The sequence below is a fragment of the Xanthomonas sp. NCPPB 1068 genome, assembly GCF_041479385.2.
In the GTDB taxonomy this organism is placed as follows: Bacteria; Pseudomonadota; Gammaproteobacteria; order Xanthomonadales; family Xanthomonadaceae; genus Xanthomonas; species Xanthomonas cannabis.
In genome coordinates, this window is the sequence record NZ_CM192986.1 from 3,741,601 (window position 1) to 3,760,682 (window position 19,082).

Genomic DNA, 19,082 nt, shown 5'->3' on the forward strand with positions numbered 1-19,082 from the left:
ACTTGGACGCATGTCTGCGCCCTCGTATTAATAATCAAATTTTAACAGTTGACAAGCCCTTCACGCGCAAGGCAATGACCCCGCGACCGTGACCCCTTTGCTGTCTTCTGCGATCCCCAGAGTTCGGCCCCAGCCAAACCCGGCGTCATCTATACTCTGTGACCAAGAAATCTGCAATCGGAATCTCTCTTACATGCCCCGTATTCGCCGTTGGCTGGGCTGGATCCTGGCCGCGCTCGTCGTGCTCGCACTGCTTGGCGCTATCGCTGCCGGCGGCCTGTATTACGCCATTTCCTCGAAGTTGCCCGATGTGCAGTCGCTCAAGCAGGTCGAGCTGCAGGAGCCGATGTACGTGTATGCCAGCGACGGCCGCCTGATGGCCGTGTATGGCGAGACCCGGCGCTATCCGATCCAGATGAAGGAGGTGCCGTTGCGGCTGAAGCAGGCATTCCTGGCGACCGAGGACGCGCGCTTCTACGAGCACGGGGGCGTGGACTACAAGGGCATCGGCCGTGCGGTGTGGCTGCTGGCCACCACCGACGCCAAGCGCGTGCCGGGCGGCTCGACCATCACCCAGCAGGTGGCGCGGCAGTTCTTCCTCAGTTCCGAGTACAGCTACACCCGCAAGCTCGCCGAGATCCTGCTGGCACGCAAGATCGAGAGTGAGCTGAGCAAGGACGAGATCTTCGAGCTCTATCTCAACAAGAGCTTTTTCGGCAATCGCGCCTACGGCGTGGGTGCGGCCGCCGAGTACTACTTCGGCAAGAAGATGAGTGAGCTGAGCCTGGACGAGATGGCCTCGCTGGCCGGCATTCCCAAGTTCCCGTCCAGCGGCAACCCGATCAGCAACCCGGAACGCGCCCGCGAACGGCGCGACTACTACGTGCTGCAGCGCATGGCCGACCTGGGTTTCGTCAGCCAGGCCGAAGCCGATGCGGCCAAGGCGGTGCCGATGCATGCCAAGCCGCACGAGCCGCCGGTCGAGGTCTACGCGCCGTACGTGGCCGAACTGGTCCGCCAGGAGATGATCGCCAAGTACGGTGGCGATGTGCTCAACAAGGGCTACCACGTCACCACCACCATCGATGCCACCCTGCAGACGGGCGCGGACGTGGCCATCAACGACGGTTTGCGGTTGTACGACCACCGCCACGGCTGGCATGGCGTGGAGCAGCATTTCGACGTCGCCGCCGAAGCCGACGCGGCCGCGCTGGCCAAACATCTGCAAGGCGCCTATACCCAGGGCGGGCTGCGCCCGGTGATCGTGGCGCGCAGCAACCCCGATGGCGGCGTCACTGTCGTGCAGCACGACAAGACCGAGCTCACCCTGCCTGCCTCGGCCAGCCGCTGGACCGGCAGGACGCCCGCCAAGCTGCTGACGCGCGGCGACCTGACCCGCATCCGGCCAGGCGAAAAGGACGGCGAGTGGATCATCGACCAGCTGCCGCGTGGCCAGGCGGCCCTGGTGTCGCTGGACGCCAACAGCGGCGCACTGCGCGCACTGGTCGGCGGGTTCAGCTTTGCCGGCAACAAGTTCAATCGCGCCACCCAGGCACGCCGCCAGCCAGGCTCGAGTTTCAAGCCCTTCGTGTACGCGGCGGCCTTCGAAAAGGGCTTCAACCCGGCCTCGATCGTGCTGGATGCGCCGGTGGTGTTCCGCGACCGCCGCGGCAAGACCTGGTCGCCACAGAACGATGGCGGCGGATTCCGCGGCCCGATGCGCCTGCGCGAGGCGCTGGTGCAGTCACGCAACCTGGTGTCGGTGCGGCTGCTGGATGCGATCGGCGTCGATTTTGCACGCAAATACATCAGCCAGTTCGGTTTCCAGGAAGCAGAGCTGCCGCCCAACCTGTCGATGTCGCTGGGCACCGCATCGCTGACCCCGCTCTCGGTGGCACGCGGCTATGCGGTGTTCGCCAACGGCGGCTCACGCGTGGACACCTGGATCGTGGACGAGATCAAGGACCGCGATGGCAACGTCATCTTCAAAGAAGTGCCTGCCGTGGCCTGCCGCACCTGCGCACTGCAGGGCGGCAATGTCGCCCCGGTCAGCCAGGTGGTGGACGGTTTCAACTTCGGCGCGCAGGCACCGGCAACACCGCCTGCACCGGTAGCCGATGCCGCACCCACGCCGGCAGACGCCCCGCCGGCACCGATTGCCGAAACCAAGATCGCCCCGCGCGCCATCGACGAGCGCACCGCCTACCAGCTGGTGTCGATGATGCGCGACGTGGTCCAGCGCGGCACCGGCACCGCGGCCAAGGTGCTCGGCCGCGAGGACGTCGGCGGCAAGACCGGTTCCACCAACGACCACCGCGACGCCTGGTTCTCCGGCTTCGGCGGCCCCTACGCCACCACCGTGTGGGTGGGCCGCGACGACTTCCGCTCGCTGGGCTATCGCGAATACGGCGGCAAGGCCGCCCTGCCGATCTGGATCGACTACATGCGCGTGGCACTCAAGGACAAGCCGATCGCCGCCAACGACCCGCCCGATGGCATGACCCAGGCCACCATCAATGGAGCGGTCGAATGGGTCAAGAACGAGGACCTGGATCGCCTGCAGGATTACGACTACGGCCTGCAGGAGCAGCAGGACGAGAAGGCCTTCGATATTTTCTGACGACCGGGAATCGGGAGTCGGGATTGAGGAATGGGGAATCGGAACAGCGGGGCTGCTCCGGTTCCCCTTTTTCCTGGGCGGGTGAGGCAGGTGCAGTGACGCGAACAGGCAGCTGCCGTTGTGGCTGATTGCCTGATTGAGCGAAATCGGCAGTACGACGCGGTTCGTGCGCGACATGGCGCGACGCATTCGCCATGTCTTCATGCAGCTGTTGTAGAGTCGAACCCAGGTTCATCAGGGGAGCCGGGTCATGCAACACGCACGCGAGCACGCCGATACACGCACCCGGGAGCGTCGCCATCGTCTGGCGCATGAGGCCGCCCGCCTGATGGCCGAGGGCGGTATCCGCGATTTTCATCAGGCCAAGCTCAAGGCCGCCAGCCGGCTCGGCATTCATGACGATGCCTCGTTGCCGCGCAACCGCGAGATCGAAGATGCATTGCGCGAATACCAACGCTTGTTCGCCGGACCCGGGCATGGCATGCGTCTACGCCAACGCCGCGAAGCCGCCGTGCGTGCACTGGAATTTCTCAGCCCGTTTCAACCGCGACTGACCGGCCCGGTGCTGGACGGCACCGCCGATGCGAACGCGCCGGTGCAATTGCAGTTGCATAGCGACGACACGGATGCAGTGCAGCGGTTTCTGGAAGACCACCGCATTCCGGCCGAGGCGCGCACCCGCCGTCTGCGCCTGGATCGCGACCGCACTGGTGACTTCCCGGTGTGGCTGTTCAGTGCCGAGGAGCTCACCTTCGACCTGACCGTGCTGCCCTACGACGCGTTGCGGCAGGCACCGCTGTCGCAGTTGGACGAAAAACCGATGCCGCGCGCCTCGGCGGCGCAGGTGCGGCAGCTGCTGGCCGATGACGAGCGCCAGGGTTACGTACAGCAACTGCCCTGAGCCGTACCGAACACGCGGCGCCACCGGGCCCAGGCGTGCAGACCCAGTCACTCATCCGGCAGACCGCAAGCCACGACGCAAAACGCCCCGCGGTGCGGGGCGTTTGCTTACGCAGACAACTTGAAACCGCTTAGCGCTTGGCGCTGTCGGTGTAGTCGCGCTTGTCGTAGCCGGTGTAGATCTGGCGCGGACGGCCGATCTTCATTTCCGGGTCGACCTGCTGCTCCAGCCAATGCGACACCCAGCCGGCGGTACGCGCAATGGCGAACATCACGGTGAACATTTCCACCGGGATATTGAGCGCCTTGTAGATCAGGCCCGAGTAGAAGTCGACGTTGGGGTACAGCTTGCGCTGCACGAAGTAGTCGTCCTTCAGAGCGGCTTCTTCCAGCTTCAATGCCACTTCCAGCAACGGGTCGTTGACGCCCAGCTCGCCCAGCACCTTGTGGGTCATCTCGCGGATGATCTTGGCGCGTGGGTCGAAGTTCTTGTAGACGCGGTGACCGAAGCCCATCAGACGGAACGAGGAGTTCTTGTCCTTGGCCTTGGCAACGGCGGACTCGACGTTATCGGCGGTGCCGATCTCTTCGAGCATCTTCAGCACCGCTTCGTTGGCGCCGCCGTGTGCCGGGCCCCACAGTGCGGTGATGCCGGCAGCCACCGACGCGTACGGGTTGGCACCGGTTGAACCGACCAGGCGCACCGTCGAAGTGGAGGCGTTCTGTTCGTGGTCGGCGTGCAGGATGAACAGCAGATCCAGCGCCTTGGCCACGACCGGGTTGATCTCCAGCGGCTCGCTCGGCACTTCGAACATCATGTGCAGGAAGCGGTCGACGTAGTTCAGGTTGTTGCGCGGGTAGCGGATCGGCCAGCCGATCGAATAGCGGTACGCGGCAGCTGCCAGGGTCGGCACCTTGGCGATCAGACGGATGGCGGCCTGACGGCGCTGCTCCGGATCGTTGAGGTCCAGGGTGTCGTGGTAGAACGCCGACAGCGAAGCGACCGAGCCGGCCAGCATGGCCATCGGGTGCGCGTCGTGGCGGAAACCGCCGAGGAAGTTCTTCAGCGACTCATGCATCATCGTGTGATGCGTCACTTCGTGGTCGAACTTCTTGAATTCGTCCGCCGTCGGCAGTTCGCCGTTCATCAACAGGTACGAAACTTCCAGGAAGCTGGACTTCTCGGCCAACTGTTCGATCGGGTAGCCGCGGTACAACAGCACGCCATTGTCGCCATCGATATAGGTGATGGCCGACTTGCAGCTGGCGGTGGCGGTGAAGCCCGAGTCGTAGGTGAACAGACCGGTTTCTTTGGTCAGCTTGGAAATATCGACGCAGTCATTGCCCAGCGTGGGCTTGAGAACCGGCAGAACGACCGACTTGTCGCCGGCGTTGAGCGTGACCTGATCAAGATCGGACACTGTGTACGCTCCTTCAGTGGAAGGCGCCTGATCCCACATGGGCAGGCACGTGATGGAAGTCCAAGGGGTCGCCTCGGATCACGTCATTATCGCACAGCAGCATTTTGGCCGTCGCTTGGACAGAAGTCGTAGACGCACTGGCCGGGGGCGCGCAAACGAAGCGCGGGCGACCCAAAAAACAACGGCCGCGCAATGCGCGGCCGCTGCCGGTACAGCCCGTCCTGCAAGTTCAGCGCGCGTAGCGCTTCTGGAACTTGTCGATACGGCCGCCGGTGTCGATCACCTTGTGCTTGCCGGTATAGAACGGGTGCGACGCCGAGGAAATTTCCACCTTGACCAGCGGATATTCCTGGCCGTCTTCCCACTTCACGGTCTCTTTCGAGCTCATGGTGGAACGGGTCAGAATCTTGAAATCGGACGTCACGTCGTGAAAGACGACGTCTTTGTAGTTGGGATGCACGTTATCTTTCATGGACTTGGCGCCGGGCTGCCTGGATAAGCCGGGCATTATAGCGGCCCCCACTTGCCCGGCGCAAGGCGGGCCCTAACTGGCGGCCAGGGCGGCCCCGACCAGGCCGTAGAACTGCTGAAGGTCATAGGCCAGCAGCAGGTTGGCGTTGTCGGGCGCCCCACCCTGGCGGTTCCAGTCCACCAGGGTCATGCCGCGGGTATGGGTGCCCGAAAGCTCGATGTGCACCGGGCGCTGCTCCAGCTTCTGCGCGCCTTCCGGATGCAGGGCGAACGCCATGGCCAGCGCATCGGCCGCATACCAGTACTCGCCGCGGCTGTCTTCCGACCACAGCCGGGTCTTGCGCGAGATTTCCTCGTAGAAGCGGGCGCGGGGGGTGTCGGCGGCCAGCCACTGCTCCACGTCCCGGTGCAGCAGGCCGTGCGCGATGGTGGCCTCCCAGTCGGCGACGTCGAACTGCGGGAAGCCGCGGAACACGATGTGGGCGGCCTCCGGGTCGAAGCCGATGTTGAATTCGGCCGCCGCGGTGATGTTGCCGTGCCCAGTCAGCGCCCCGCCCATCACCACCAGCCGTGCCACGCGCTGCGGCAGGGTCGGGTCCAGGGTGAGCGCCAGCGCAAGATTGGTCAGCGGGCCAAGCGCGACCAGCAGCAGCTCGCCGGCGTGTTCGTGCGACAGGCGCAGGATGGCGAGCGCCGCATGCTCGGCCTCGGCAGTGCGCTTGGCCGGTGCCAGCCCCACGTCGCCGAAGCCGTCGATACCGTGCACGTGCGCCGCATCCACCGAGGGGTGCAGCAGCGGCTGCGGGCAGCCGGCGTAGACCGGCACATCGGTGCGCCCGGCGATCTCGCACACCTTCAAGGCGTTGCGCACGGTGTGATCCAGGCCGACGTTACCGGCGGCGATGGTCAGCCCGACCACCTCGTGGCGGGTGTCGTTGAAGGCCATCAGCAGCGCCAGCGCGTCATCCACGCCCGGGTCGGTGTCGATCAGCAGCGGTATTCTTTTTGTCATGGGATTCGGGATTGGGCATTCGGGATTCGTTACCGCATCTTCGCAAGGATCGGCCGGCCACGCGAATCAACGACGCCCAGGTCGCAGCAATCCGCTTTGACGATTCCCCAATCCCGACTCCCGATTCCCGGCCGCTCAAGCGGCCGCATACCGCACCGCGCCACCGATCCAGCGCGCGACGACGCGGTCGGCGATTTCCGGCGCGTCGGCGAGCAGCCGTTCGGCCAGCACCTGCACGCGCGGCAGCAAGCCGGCGTCACGCGCTAGGTAGGCGATGCGGAAGCTGGCAAGGCCGGTCTGCCGTGTGCCGAGCAGTTCGCCGGGGCCGCGCAACTCCAGATCCTTTTCCGCGATCACGAAGCCGTCGTTGGTCTGACGCATGGTTTCCAGACGCTGGCGCGCCATCATCGACAGCGGGCCCTGGTACAGCAGCACGCAACTGGAAGCGGCCGCGCCGCGACCGACCCGGCCGCGCAGCTGGTGCAACTGTGCCAGGCCCAGGCGCTCGGCGTTTTCGATGATCATCAGCGAGGCATTGGGCACGTCCACGCCGACTTCGATCACGGTGGTGGCCACCAGCAGATCGCTGCGGCCCTGCTTGAAATCGAGCATGGCCTTTTGTTTCTCAGCCGGCTTCATGCGGCCATGCACGAGTGCGACGCGCACGCCGGGCAGTTGCGCCGACAAGGCCTCGAAGGTGACTTCTGCGGCCTGCGCTTCGATGCGTGGCGGCCCGTTTGGCGCACCCTTGCCGGGGTCTTCGCTTTCTTCGATCAGTGTGCACACCCAGTACGCCTGCCGTCCTTCGGCGCAGGCGGCGCGGATGCGTTCGACCAACTCGGGGCGGCGTTCTGCGCTCAGCACGATGGTCTGCACCGGCGTGCGGCCAGGCGGTAGTTCGTCGATGGACGAGACGTCCAGATCGGCGTAGGTCGACATCGCCAGCGTGCGCGGGATCGGCGTGGCGGTCATCACCAGCTGATGCGGCACGCTGCCGGCGCCCGCACCCTTGTCGCGCAATGCCAGGCGCTGATGCACGCCGAAGCGGTGCTGCTCATCGATGATGGCCAACGCCAGGTCATGGAAGACCACCGCCTCCTGCATCAACGCATGCGTGCCGACCACCACCTGCGCCTGGCCGGAGGCGACCTCGGCCATCGCCGCAGCGCGCGCCTTGCCGGTGACCTTGCCGGCCAGCCAGACGATGCGCACGCCCAACGGCTCCAGCCAGCCGCGCAGATTGGTGAGGTGCTGCTCGGCCAGCAGTTCGGTGGGCGCGGCGAGTGCGACCTGTTTGCCCTGTTCCACCGCCAGCATCGCCGCCAGCGCAGCAACCACGGTCTTGCCGCTGCCGACATCGCCCTGCACCAGCCGCAGCATCGGCGATGGCTGCGCAAGGTCGTGCGCGATCTGTGCGAACACGCGTTGTTGCGCGCCGGTGAGCTGGAACGGCAATACGCTGCGCAATTGCTGCACCAACGTGCCATTGCCGGGCAACACCGGCGCATGAAACCGCTGCAGCGCGATGCGCTGGCGACGCAGGCTGAGCTGGTGTGCCAGCAGTTCTTCGATGGCCAGGCGCTGCTGGGCCGGATGCCCGCCGGCGAGCAACTGCTGCGGGTCGGTATTCACCGGCGGGCGATGCATGGTCAGCAATGCCTCGCGCAGCGATGGCAGTTGCTCGTCCTGCAGCCAGTGCGGCGGCAGCAATTCCAGCGCCGCTTCCGGCGGCAGACGCTCCAGCGCCTGGCCGATGAGCTTGCGCAACGTGGCCGGGCCGACACCTTCGAGCACCGGATAGACCGGGTCCAGGCTGTCGCCCAGACCCGCGTCTTCGTCCGGCGCGAGCACGCGGTAGCTGGGGTGCACGATTTCCCAGCCCTGCTGGCCGGGCTTGGGGGTGCCGAACACGCGCACGCGCGTGCCAACGGCAAACTGCGCCACCTGTGCGGCGCGGAAATGGAAGAAGCGCAGGACCACGCTACCGTGCGAATCGTCCGAGACCGCCACGCGCAGCACCGGGCGGAAGCGGAAGCCGCGTTCCACCGCATCGACCCGCCCTTCGATCTGCGCCGGCACGCCGCTCTGCAGCTGCGCGATCGTGGTCAGGCGGGTGCGGTCTTCATAGCGTAGCGGCAGATGCAGCCACAGGTCCTGCACGCTCAGAATGCCGCGCGCGGCGAATTTGTCGGCCACCTTCGGGCCGACCCCGGGCAGGCTGGACAGCGGTGCCTGGCCGGCGGCGGCCAGGGCCGGGGTGACGGGACGCGCGCGCGGCACGACGGATCGAATCGGCTCAGTTGCGCACGATCACTCGAGCACCATCACCGCATCGACTTCGAAGCCGGCGCCCTTGGGCAGGCCGGACACTTCGATGGTGGAGCGCGCGGGGAACGGGGCCTGGAAATAGTCCTGCATCACCGCGTTGACGGCGGCGAACTGGCCGAGGTCGGTGAGATACAGGCCCAGGCGCACGATCTTGTCGAGCGAGCCGCCGGCCGCTTCGGCCACCGCCTTGAGGTTGTCGAACGCGCGACGTGCCTGCGCACCGATATCGCCCGGCACGATCTCGCCGGTGGCCGGGTCGAGCGGAATCTGGCCGGAGAAATACACGGTGTTGCCGGCACGCACGGCCTGCGAATACGGGCCGATGGCGGCGGGCGCCTGGTCGGTATGGATGATCTGGGACATGGCGACTCCGTCAACGCTGAAAACGAACGCGCATTGTATCGGCGCATGCGGTTGACGGGCGAATGGGGGAATGAGGGATGGCTGCGCGCGGGCGGTAGCTGGCGGACTAGCGGCGCGTTGCTCGGTGGACTGGGCGTCTTGCCATGGTATTGGTTGCGGCTGGCTTTCGCTTGCGCGCGCCATGGCTTCAGTGAGGCTGTGGGTGTGCGCTGCTGGACGCTTGTGGCGTAGTGCGTGAGGCTGCGCACGTACCCTCATCCGCCCCTTCGGGACACCTTCTCCCCCATGAAGGGGGACAATGTCCCGACGGGAGAAGGGAGGCGCGCCTTCTCCCGTGAGAGGGCCAGGACTAGGTAATCGGCGCCGGATTGAACAGCGCCAGGTCGTTGTGCAGGCGGTGGTGCTCGGTCCAGGTGCGCTGGCCGCTGGCCACATCCAGATAGCGCTGGAACAACTCCCAGCCCAATTGCTCCAGCGTCTTGGTGCCGGTGGCCACGCCGCCGGCATCGATGTCCATCAGGTCGGACCAGCGCTGCGCCAGTTCGCTGCGGGTGGCCACCTTGATCACCGGGACCATGCCCAGGCCGTAAGGCGTGCCGCGCCCGGTGGTAAACACATGCAGGTTCATGCCGGCCGCCACCTGCAGCGTGCCGCAGACAAAATCGCTGGCCGGGGTGGCGCAGTACTGCAGGCCGCGCCCTTTGACGCGCTCGCCCGGCGGGACAACGCCATTGATCGGGGAGGAGCCGGACTTGGCGATCGAGCCCATCGCCTTTTCCACGATATTGGCCAGCCCGCCCTTCTTGTTGCCCGGTGTCGTGTTGGCGCTGCGGTCGGCCTGGCCGCGTGCCAGATAGGCGTCGTACCAGGCCATTTCGCGCACCAGCGCCTTGGCCACATCGGCATTGGCCGCGCGCGGCACCAGCAGGTGGATGCCGTCGCGCACTTCGGTGTTTTCGGAGAACATCACCGTGGCGCCGGCACGCACCAGCAGGTCGGCGGCCACGCCCAGACCCGGATTGGCGGTGACGCCGGAAAACGCATCGCTGCCGCCGCACTGCATGCCCACCACCAGCTCGCTGGCCGGCACGGTTTCGCGGCGGCGGGTATCCAGATGGCGCAGCCGTTCTTCGGCCATGGTCATGATCGAGCTAACCATGTCGGCAAAGCCCAGGCTGGCTTCCTGCAGCCGGTAGACGCCGCTATCGTCGGCGCTGGCATCGTCCGGGAGCAGGCGTTCGGGGGCGAGCTTTTCGCAGCCAAGCCCAACGATCAGCGCCTGCCCACCGAAGTTGGGACTGCGGGCGATGTTGCGCAGCGTGCGGATGGGAATGATCGCCTCCGGCGCAGTGATCGCCACGCCGCAGCCGTAGACGTGGTTGATCGCCACCACGTCATCGACATTGGGATACCTGGGCAGCAGCTCGGTGCGGATGCGCTCTACCGCATGTTCGAGCACGCCGACCACGCATTGCACGCTGGTCATGATGCCCAGGATGTTGCGCGTGCCCACGCTGCCATCGCGATTGCGGTAGCCCTGGAAGGTGTAGCCGTGAAGCGGCTCAGGCTCCGGCGCGAGGTGCAGCGCCAGATCCAGTGCGGCCAGCTCTGGGGCCTCGGGCATCGCCAGCAGCTGCTCGCTGACCCACGCGCCGCGCGCGATGTCGGCGTTGGCGGTGCCGATCACCGCGCCCAGGCGGATCACCGCTGCGCCCGCGGGCAGGTCCACCAGCGCGATCTTGTGGCCTTGCGGAATGTGCTCGATGGCGGTCAAGCCATCGGCGAAGGCGGCACCGGCCGGCGCGCCGTCATCGTTGACCACGATGGCGACATTGTCGCGCGCATGGGCGCGGATGCTGAGCCAACGGGTGGGTTGCCGGGTTGCGGACATCGTGGGGCTACCTTGCAAACGTGGGGTGGACTGCATTACCGGTCGGGGCTGTCGAACTGGCGCTGGTACTGCAGGATCAGGCGGTTCTCATCGACATTGCGCTGGTAATTGGAGCGGAAGGTGCCGTTGAACCAGATGACGCTCACATGTTTGAAACGCTCGCCCTGGAATTGATATGTAGTCAACACATCGCGCGCCCATTCGCGGCCTTCGCCCGCATAGGTTGCCGGGCGTGCACTGTCGCCACTGATGTAGCGCGCCATGATGCTGAGCCCGGGGATGCCGATGCTCTTGCCATCGATGCTGTAGCGCAGCTGCCAGCTGCGTTCGCCGCGTTCGAGAAAGTCGTTGATGAAGGTCCAGTTGAAGACATTGCCGTCGGTGCCGCCCGGCCACGGCATGGCGCTGAGCCCGGTCAGCTTCTGATAGCCGGCACCGAATTCCTGCCCACCCGTGCGCCAGGACAGCATGCTGCTGAACATGCGGTTGTCGATGAGGCCGGCACGTGACTGGCCGATGTCGTCGGTGCGGAAATAGCGCAGGTCGACGCGGAGCTGGTCCTTGCCGAACGTGTGCGTCTGGATCAGGTTGTACAGCTGCTGGCGGTAGATGTCTTCCATCACCGCGCCCTGATAGCGCAGCTGCGTTCCGGGCACCAGCGTGTAGGTGGCCGATACCAGGTTGAGCGCATCCGAATCCGGCGTACCCAGAAAGCGCCGGTTCTTGTTGGTCAAGGTGATCGGCACGCGCGAGTCGCCATCGCGATACCAGGCGCTGGTGAAGCGGGCAAGCAGCAGGTCGAGCTTGGGGATGTCCTTGGATTCCAGCGTCACGCCCTGGAACGTCTCCGGCATGATGCGGGTGATGCTGGCGCGTACCAGCGGCTCGTTGGGAATGAAGCTGCCCCATTTCACCTCGGTCTGCGAGGCGCGCAGCTTGAGCGTGGGTGCCACGCGCACCAACGCATGTTGCGCGGTGCCGTCGTCATTGTTGGGCAGCAACCCGGTGCCGCCTTCGGCACGCACGCCATCGAGCTTGAAGTCGCCGATGCCGAGCAGATCCAGCCCGGCACCGATCGGGCCGCGCGCGTAACCGCTCTTGGCATCCACCACGAAGCCCTGTGCCCATTCGGCGCGCTTGCCCTGCCCGTCGCCGCTGCGGAAATCGCGGTTGTAGTAGAAGTTGAGCGCGGTGACCTCGGCCGTTGCGCCGTTCCAGAATCCCGCGTCCGGTTCCTGCGCCCGCGCACGGCCGCCCGCACCGACCGCCAGCAGCGCCGCGCCGCTGAGTGCCATCATGCTTTTCATTGCTCGGTTCTCCACCTGCGGTGACCACGCGGTCAGGCGCTGCTGCCCACGCGCGGGCAGCAGGCGTCGGCACGCTTCAGCGCACCAGGCACGGCCGCTTGTTGTCGAAGGTCCAGTCGGGAATCAGCGCCTGCATGGCGGCCGCGTCATCGCGCGCGCCCAAGCCCAGGCTTTGATAGGTGCGATGCGCCGCGTCCAGTGCATCCAGGTCCAGTTCCACACCCAGGCCGGGCTTGGCCGGCACCTGGATCTGGCCGCCTGCAATCTGCAACGGGTTGCGCGTCAACCGTTGGCCGTCCTGCCAGATCCAGTGCGTATCGATCGCCGTCACCTGCCCCGGCGCTGCGGCGGCCACGTGGGTGAACATCGCCAGCGAAATATCGAAATGGTTGTTGGAATGCGAGCCCCAGGTCAGGCCCCAGTCGCGGCACAGTTGCGCCACCCGCACCGAGCCCTGCAGCGTCCAGAAATGCGGATCTGCCAGCGGGATGTCCACCGACTGCAGCTGGATGGCGTGACCCATCTGCCGCCAGTCGGTGGCGATCATGTTGGTGGCGGTGGGCAGGCCGGTGGCGCGGCGGAATTCGGCCATCACTTCGCGACCGGAATAGCCCTGCTCGGCGCCGCACGGGTCCTCCGCATACGCCATGACCCCGTGCATGTCGCGGCACAGCGCGATGGCCTGCTGCAACGACCATGCGCCGTTGGGATCGAGCGTGATGCGCGCCTGCGGAAAGCGCGCATGCAAGGCGTGGATGGCCTCGATTTCGGCTTCCCCGCGCAGCACGCCGCCCTTGAGCTTGAAATCGCGGAAGCCGTATTTTTCGTACGCGGCTTCCGCCAGCCGCACCACCGCTGCCGGGGTCAAGGCTTCCTGGTCGCGCACCGCTTCCCAGGCATCGCTCGCATCGCTGCCGTCGCGGTAATCGAGCCCGGTCTTGCGGCGGTCGCCGATGAAAAACAAATAGCCCAGCACATCGACCGCATCGCGCTGCTGACCTTCGCCGAGCAGTGCGGCGACCGGTTGATCGAGAAATTGCCCCAGCAGATCCAGCAACGCCGCTTCGATGGCGGTGACCGCATGGATGGTGATGCGCAGATCGAAGGTCTGCAGCCCGCGTCCGGCGCTGTCGCGATCGGCGAAGGCGGTGCGCACCTGGTTGAGGATGCGCTGGTAATCGGCGATGGAGCGGTTGCGAATGAGTGCGGCTGCTTCGTTCAACAACCCGGCGATGGCAGCGCCGCCCGGCACTTCGCCCACACCAATGCGCCCGGACGAATCGCGCAACACCAGCACGTTGCGGGTGAAGTACGGCGCATGCGCGCCACTGAGGTTGAGCAGCATGCTGTCCTGGCCGGCCACCGGCACCACGCGCACGTCGGTGATGCGTGGCGTGGTGCCGATGGCTGCAGGTGATGTGTGGATGGTCATGAGGATTCTCCGAGGATGGTCACAGCGGTGCGGGCACGGGCATGGACGGGCCGCCGGGAGGCGCCTTCAGTTCCACGCGCTTGATGTCGCCCACGATCACCAGATAGGACACCACCGCCAGCAATGCGTTGAGCCCGACGAACACCAGGGCCCACTCGAAGCTGCCGGTGGTGGAGACGATGTAGCCAATGACGATTGGCGTGGTGATGCCGGCGATGTTGCCGAAGGTGTTGAACAAACCACCGGACAAGCCGGCGATCTCCTTGGGCGAGGTGTCGGCCACCACCGCCCAGCCCAGCGCGCCGATCCCCTTGCCGAAGAACGCCAGCGCCATCAGCCCGACCACCATCCATTCGGCCTGCACGTAGTTGCAGCCGATCATCGTCACCGACATCAGCATGCCGATCACGATCGGCGTCTTGCGCGAGACGGTGAGCGAATAGCCGCGCCGCACCATGCGGTCGGACACATAGCCGCCCAGCACGCCACCGATGAAGCCGCACACCGCCGGCAGCGAGGCCACGAAACCCGCTTCCAGGATCGACATGCCACGCTCCTTGACCAGGTACACCGGGAACCAGGTCAGGAAGAAATACGTCAGCGTGGTGATGCAGTACTGGCCGATATACACGCCCAGCAACATGCGGTTGCACAGCAGCTGTTTGGCGTAATGCCACTGGGTGCCTTTGGGCTGACTGCCGGGCTTGTTGCCCTGCTCCATGTCCACCAGTGCGCCGTTGCGCTGGATGTAGTGCAGCTCCTGTGCGCTCAGGCGCGGATGTTCGCGCGGTGCGTAGATGGTCTTGCGCCATAGCGCTGCCAGCAACACGCCCACGCCTCCCATCACCAGGAACACGTGTTCCCAACCCCAGGCATGCACCAGCCAGCCCATCAGCGGCGCAAATGCCACCGTGGCGAAGTACTGCGCGGAATTGAAGATGGACGCGGCCAGGCCGCGCTCGGCGGTGGGAAACCAGGCCGCCACGATGCGGCTATTGCCCGGGAACGACGGCGCTTCGGCAATGCCGACCAGAAAGCGCAGCACGAACAACGTGGTGACCGCCCAGGCCACCGGCACCCAGCCGATGAAGCCCTGCAATGCCGTGAAGACCGACCAGATCAGCAGCGACAGGCCATACACGCGGCGCGAGCCGAAGCGGTCGAGCAGCCAGCCACCGGGAATCTGCCCGGCCACATACGCCCAACCGAACGCAGAGAAGATGAAGCCCATCTGCAGCGCGTCGATGCCCAGCGCATCCTGGACCGCGGAACCTGCGATGGACAAGGTGGCGCGATCGGCATAGTTGATCGTGGTCACCACGAACAACATCAGCAGGATCAAATAGCGCCTGCGCGGAACTGTCGTCGAACCGACAGTCGTTGAATCGGTAGCCATCATCGTTCCTCACCTATGACGATGGAAGCGCAGTGCGCTTCGGTACTCCAAATGGCGCCTGCAGCTGGCATGCCGGACCCTCCTCCGGCACGCCTCAGGCATGGTTGCCGCCGGTGCTGTCAGTCGTGCCCCAGTGCGCCGTCGACGCGTCGCCACACGCCGAGCGGATTGCCGTGCGCCACGGCAGCAGGCAGCAACGCGGCGGGCAGGTCCTGGTAGCAGACCGGCCGCAGGAAGCGATTGATCGCCAGCGTGCCCACCGAGGTGCTACGGCTGTCGGAGGTGGCCGGGGACGGGCCACCGTGCACCATGGCGTGACAGACCTCCACGCCGGTCGGCCAATCGTTGACCAGGATGCGGCCGGCCTTGCGTTCCAGCACCGGCAGCAGCGTGGCAGCCAGCGCGGTGTCGTCGGCATCCATGTGCAAGGTGGCGGTGAGCTGGCCTTCCAGGTGCTCGCTCAGCGCGCGCAGCTGATCGATATCCCTGCAGCGGACCAGCAACGACGAGGCACCGAACACTTCGGCTTGCAGTGCCTCGTCGGCCAGAAATGCATCGGCATCGGTGCCGAACAACGCAGCCGGGCAGCGCCCGGATTCCGCCGCAGCGCCGCGCGCCAGCGTGGCGACCTGTGGATGTGCCGCCAGGCGTTGGACGCCTTGCGCAAAGGCATCGCCGATGCCTGCGGTCAGCATCGCCGCCGGCGAGACGTCCTGCAGCGCCTGTGTCGCAGACGCGATAAAGGCATCCACCGCCGGAGAATCGATCGCCAGCAGCAAGCCGGGATTCGTGCAGAACTGCCCGGCCCCCAGGGTCAGCGAACCGACGAAGGCCTTGCCCAGGGCCGGCGCGCGCGCCTGCAATGCCTGCGGCAACAGGTACACCGGGTTGATCGCACTCATTTCCGCGTACACCGGAATCGGCTCGCGGCGGGCGGCGGCGACCTTGACCAGCGCCAGGCCGCCAGCGCGCGAGCCGGTGAAGCCCACCGCCTTGATGCGTGCATCGGCCACCAGCTGCGTCCCGATCTCGATGCCTGCGTCGAACAGCAGCGAGAACACACCCTCGGGCAGGTCGCATTGCGCCACGGCGGCCTGGATCGCGCGGCCCACCAGTTCGGAGGTGCCCGGATGCGCGCCGTGCGCCTTGACCACCACCGGGCATCCGGCTGCCAGCGCCGACACCGTATCGCCGCCAGCCACCGAAAACGCCAGCGGGAAATTGCTGGCACCGAACACTGCTACCGGCCCCAGCGCGATATGCCGCTGGCGCAGATCCGCACGCGGCAACGGCGTGCGCTGCGGCAATGCCGGGTCGATGCGCGCCTGCAACCAGCTGCCTTCGCGCACCACGGTGGCGAACAGGCGCAGCTGCCCGACCGTGCGACCGCGCTCGCCTTCGAGCCGGGCGCGCGGCAGCCCGCTTTCGCGCATGGCGCGCTCGATCAAGGCATCGCCCAGCGCCAGGATCTGCTCGGCAATGGTTTCCAGAAAGACCGCGCGTGCTTCCAGCGTGGTTTCGCGGTAAGTGTCGAAGGCCGACTGCGCCAACGCGCAAGCCTGCTCCAGCTCCTGCGCGCTCACCGAGCCGAAAGCCGGCTGCAGCGATTCGCCGCTGGCCGCATCCACGCCATGAAAGTGCGCGCCGGTGCCTTGCACGCAGCGCTGCCCGATCAGCGATTGACCTGTGATGGCATGCATCAGCGGCGCCCTCCGATCAGTTGCTTGAGCTGCGCGGATTCTTCATCGGTCAGGTCCGCCAGCGGCGTGCGCACCGGCCCGGCCGGGCGGCCGACCGCGCGCATGCCGGCCTTGACGATGGACACCGCATAGCCGGCGCGGCGATTGCGCAGCACCGTGTACGGCAACACGAAGTCGTTGAGCTCGCGGTAGATGGTGGCGTGGTCGCGCGCGCGCACGGCAGCGTAGAAGTCCAAAGCCCATTCGGGCAGGAAATTGAAGATGGCCGACGAATACGTGGTGACGCCCATTTCCAGATACGGCAGCGCGAAGGTTTCGGCGGTGGGCAGGCCGCCCACGTACAGCAAGCGGTCGCCCAGCCGCGCGTAGATGCGGGTCATGCGGTCCACATCGCCGATGCCGTCCTTGTAGCCCACCAGGTTGGGGCAACGCTCGGCCACGCGCGCCAGCGTCACATCGTCGAGCCGAGCGTTGGCGCGGCCGTAGACGATCACGCCCAGCGAGGTCGCCTTGCAGACGCGCTCGACATGCTCGGCCACGCCGTCGGCATCGCACTCGGTCAGGTACGGCGGAAACAGCAGGATGCCGTCGGCGTCGTTGCGTTCGGCGGCCTGCGCCATCTCGATCGCGATCGAAGTGCCGTAGCCGGCCGGCGCAATCACCGGCATGCGGCCGGCGGTCTGGGTCACGGCGGCACGCACCGCGCGGTTCACTTCATCCAGCGTCAGCGAAAACAGTTCGCCGGTCCCGCCGGCGGCAAACAGGCCGGCAGCCGGGTGCGAGGACAACCAGTCCAGGTTGCTGCGGTAGGCGGGCTCGTCGAAGGCGAAGTCGGCATCGAAATGGGTGACCGGAAACGACAACAGACCGGAGCCAAGCGCCTGGGCCATTTCGGTCGGGGTGTATCTGCTGCTCATTGGACAAACGCTCCTGGGCGGGGGATGCGATTGATCCTGGGACGGCAGATCGTTGCCGGTCCAAACCAAAGGACGTATTGTTTGATACATCAATTGAATCAATAGCCTCACCAGCCGCCGCAATGAGCCGCAAATGACTGCTTTGCAACGGTTTTCTCGAGTCTTTGTAATTACCAATGGTTGCGCCCGTCAGCCACTGCACGCCTGCCCATGCGCCCATTCATCGGCGCTGGCGATACGCAGATGTTGCGGGTGCAGCATCCAATTCCAGCACTTCGACAGCCAAGACCTTCGCCATGTTCGATCTGCAGCAACTGCGTTGCTTTGTGGCCGTCGCCGACGAGCTGCACTTTCGGCGCGCGGCCGAGCGCCTGAACATGACCCAGCCGCCGCTGAGCCGGCAGATTCAGCTGCTGGAGCACAGCGTTGGCACCGCGCTGCTGGAGCGCAATAGCCGGCATGTGCGACTGACCCAGGCCGGGCGCAGCCTGCTGGCCGAAGCGCGCGCGATCCTGCGCATGGCCGAAAACGCCGGCTTGCGTGCACGGCGGATCGGCACCGGCGATGCCGGCAGCGTATCGGTGGGCTTTACCGCTGGCGCCAGCTACCGCTTCCTGCCCGAGGCGATTGCGCGCTGGCGCAGCGAAGCGCCGGATGTGGACCTGCAACTCAAGGAAATGGTCAGCCTGGCGCAGCTGGATGCGCTGGACGCCGGGCGGCTGGATATCGGCCTGCTGCGTCCGCCGATCCAGCGCCAGGGCCTGCACAGCCGCTGCGTGGCCCGCGAACCGCTGATCGCCGCGCTGCCGGAAGACTCGCCGCTGGCGCAACACGACAGCCTGCGCCTGCAGGATTTCGACGGCCAGCCACTGGTCAATTACGCGCCAGACGAAGCGCGCTATTTCTACGACCTGCTGGCGCAGCTGTTCGGCGCACGCGGCATCGCACCGCGCTCGGTGCAGTACGTCAGCCAGATCCATTCGGTGTTGGCGCTGGTGCGCGGCGGCATGGGCATGGCCTTGGTACCGGAAGGCGCCAGCGGCCTGCGCTACGCCGGCATCGTCTACCTGCCGCTGCGCGATGAAACGCCGGCCACGCCGGTGGAATTGCATCTGGTGTGGAAGCAGGACAACGACAACCCGGCGCTGCGCCGGTTGATTGCCTGAGCGCAACGAATGAAGCGCATGTTCACCGGCAGCAACGTCGAGCGGCAAACAAAACGACGGCGCTCACCGGCAGGCGAGCGCGTGCGATACCCCTGCCGCATCTGCCACGCATGCACGGCAGTTGCTGCCTATCGTCCGTGACTCACTTCGTCCGCGAC

Annotated in this window: 14 protein-coding genes; 3 read left to right on the forward strand and 11 right to left on the reverse strand. The window is 66.1% G+C overall.

Going from position 1 to position 19,082, the window contains the following annotated elements; genetic code table 11:
- Positions 1–193: 193 nt before the first annotated feature.
- Complete coding sequence (locus tag ACCQ12_RS15895) at positions 194–2,620, forward strand: penicillin-binding protein 1A (RefSeq protein WP_506191667.1); 2,427 nt, start codon at positions 194–196, stop codon at positions 2,618–2,620.
- 250 nt (positions 2,621–2,870) lie between these two features.
- Entirely contained in the window at positions 2,871–3,521 is a 651-nt protein-coding gene (locus ACCQ12_RS15900; protein WP_372382210.1) for a hypothetical protein, read from the forward strand.
- Positions 3,522–3,651: 130 nt separating this feature from the next.
- On the opposite strand, the gene ACCQ12_RS15905 is transcribed toward ACCQ12_RS15900, so the two are convergent.
- The 11 genes from ACCQ12_RS15905 to kdgD all read right to left on the reverse strand — a co-directional run bounded on the left by ACCQ12_RS15905 (position 3,652) and on the right by kdgD (position 17,758).
- The gene (locus tag ACCQ12_RS15905; protein ID WP_039409911.1) at positions 3,652–4,941 is read right to left on the reverse strand and encodes a citrate synthase; all 1,290 of its coding nucleotides are present in this window, start codon (positions 4,939–4,941) and stop codon (positions 3,652–3,654) included.
- Between the two features lie 229 nt (positions 4,942–5,170).
- Positions 5,171–5,413 carry a type B 50S ribosomal protein L31 gene (locus ACCQ12_RS15910; protein WP_039409907.1) on the reverse strand — a complete coding sequence of 81 codons (243 nt, stop codon included), beginning with the start codon at positions 5,411–5,413 and terminating at the stop codon, positions 5,171–5,173.
- A 72-nt stretch (positions 5,414–5,485) separates the two neighbouring features.
- Positions 5,486–6,424, reverse strand: a complete 939-nt coding sequence (locus ACCQ12_RS15915) for a nucleoside hydrolase (RefSeq protein ID WP_047695641.1) — start codon at positions 6,422–6,424, stop codon at positions 5,486–5,488.
- Positions 6,425–6,559: 135 nt separating this feature from the next.
- Positions 6,560–8,704, reverse strand: a complete 2,145-nt coding sequence (recG, locus tag ACCQ12_RS15920; protein WP_372382211.1) for an ATP-dependent DNA helicase RecG — start codon at positions 8,702–8,704, stop codon at positions 6,560–6,562.
- Positions 8,705–8,734: 30 nt separating this feature from the next.
- Positions 8,735–9,115, reverse strand: coding sequence for a RidA family protein (locus ACCQ12_RS15925; RefSeq protein WP_022972872.1), 381 nt, complete (start codon positions 9,113–9,115; stop codon positions 8,735–8,737).
- 349 nt (positions 9,116–9,464) lie between these two features.
- Entirely contained in the window at positions 9,465–11,006 is a 1,542-nt protein-coding gene (gene garD / locus ACCQ12_RS15930; protein ID WP_372382212.1) for a galactarate dehydratase, read from the reverse strand.
- Positions 11,007–11,041: 35 nt separating this feature from the next.
- Positions 11,042–12,313 carry an OprD family porin gene (locus tag ACCQ12_RS15935; RefSeq protein WP_372382213.1) on the reverse strand — a complete coding sequence of 424 codons (1,272 nt, stop codon included), beginning with the start codon at positions 12,311–12,313 and terminating at the stop codon, positions 11,042–11,044.
- A gap of 76 nt (positions 12,314–12,389) precedes the next feature.
- Positions 12,390–13,745: a glucarate dehydratase gene (gene gudD / locus ACCQ12_RS15940; RefSeq protein ID WP_372382214.1), complete on the reverse strand. Its 1,356-nt coding sequence runs from the start codon at positions 13,743–13,745 to the stop codon at positions 12,390–12,392.
- Positions 13,746–13,764: 19 nt separating this feature from the next.
- Positions 13,765–15,144, reverse strand: coding sequence for an MFS transporter (locus ACCQ12_RS15945; RefSeq protein ID WP_372382215.1), 1,380 nt, complete (start codon positions 15,142–15,144; stop codon positions 13,765–13,767).
- Positions 15,145–15,260: 116 nt separating this feature from the next.
- The gene (locus tag ACCQ12_RS15950; protein WP_372382216.1) at positions 15,261–16,841 is read right to left on the reverse strand and encodes an aldehyde dehydrogenase (NADP(+)); all 1,581 of its coding nucleotides are present in this window, start codon (positions 16,839–16,841) and stop codon (positions 15,261–15,263) included.
- Positions 16,841–17,758, reverse strand: a complete 918-nt coding sequence (kdgD, locus tag ACCQ12_RS15955) for a 5-dehydro-4-deoxyglucarate dehydratase (RefSeq protein WP_166749216.1) — start codon at positions 17,756–17,758, stop codon at positions 16,841–16,843. Before kdgD ends, ACCQ12_RS15950 begins: the two co-directional genes overlap by 1 nt.
- Positions 17,759–18,054: 296 nt before the next feature.
- On the opposite strand from kdgD, the gene ACCQ12_RS15960 reads away from it, so the two are divergent.
- Positions 18,055–18,924, forward strand: coding sequence for a LysR family transcriptional regulator (locus ACCQ12_RS15960; protein ID WP_039410367.1), 870 nt, complete (start codon positions 18,055–18,057; stop codon positions 18,922–18,924).
- Positions 18,925–19,082 lie beyond the last annotated feature (158 nt).

Coding starts and splice junctions, on each gene's coding strand:
- ACCQ12_RS15895 (WP_506191667.1), top strand. CDS start 194: ATGCCCCGTATTCGCCGTTGGCTGGGCTGGATCCTGGCCGCGCTCGTC.
- ACCQ12_RS15900 (WP_372382210.1), top strand. CDS start 2,871: ATGCAACACGCACGCGAGCACGCCGATACACGCACCCGGGAGCGTCGC.
- ACCQ12_RS15910 (WP_039409907.1), bottom strand. CDS start 5,413: ATGAAAGATAACGTGCATCCCAACTACAAAGACGTCGTCTTTCACGAC.
- ACCQ12_RS15915 (WP_047695641.1), bottom strand. CDS start 6,424: ATGACAAAAAGAATACCGCTGCTGATCGACACCGACCCGGGCGTGGAT.
- ACCQ12_RS15925 (WP_022972872.1), bottom strand. CDS start 9,115: ATGTCCCAGATCATCCATACCGACCAGGCGCCCGCCGCCATCGGCCCG.
- garD (WP_372382212.1), bottom strand. CDS start 11,006: ATGTCCGCAACCCGGCAACCCACCCGTTGGCTCAGCATCCGCGCCCAT.
- ACCQ12_RS15935 (WP_372382213.1), bottom strand. CDS start 12,313: ATGAAAAGCATGATGGCACTCAGCGGCGCGGCGCTGCTGGCGGTCGGT.
- gudD (WP_372382214.1), bottom strand. CDS start 13,745: ATGACCATCCACACATCACCTGCAGCCATCGGCACCACGCCACGCATC.
- ACCQ12_RS15945 (WP_372382215.1), bottom strand. CDS start 15,144: ATGATGGCTACCGATTCAACGACTGTCGGTTCGACGACAGTTCCGCGC.
- ACCQ12_RS15950 (WP_372382216.1), bottom strand. CDS start 16,841: ATGCATGCCATCACAGGTCAATCGCTGATCGGGCAGCGCTGCGTGCAA.
- kdgD (WP_166749216.1), bottom strand. CDS start 17,758: ATGAGCAGCAGATACACCCCGACCGAAATGGCCCAGGCGCTTGGCTCC.
- ACCQ12_RS15960 (WP_039410367.1), top strand. CDS start 18,055: ATGTTCGATCTGCAGCAACTGCGTTGCTTTGTGGCCGTCGCCGACGAG.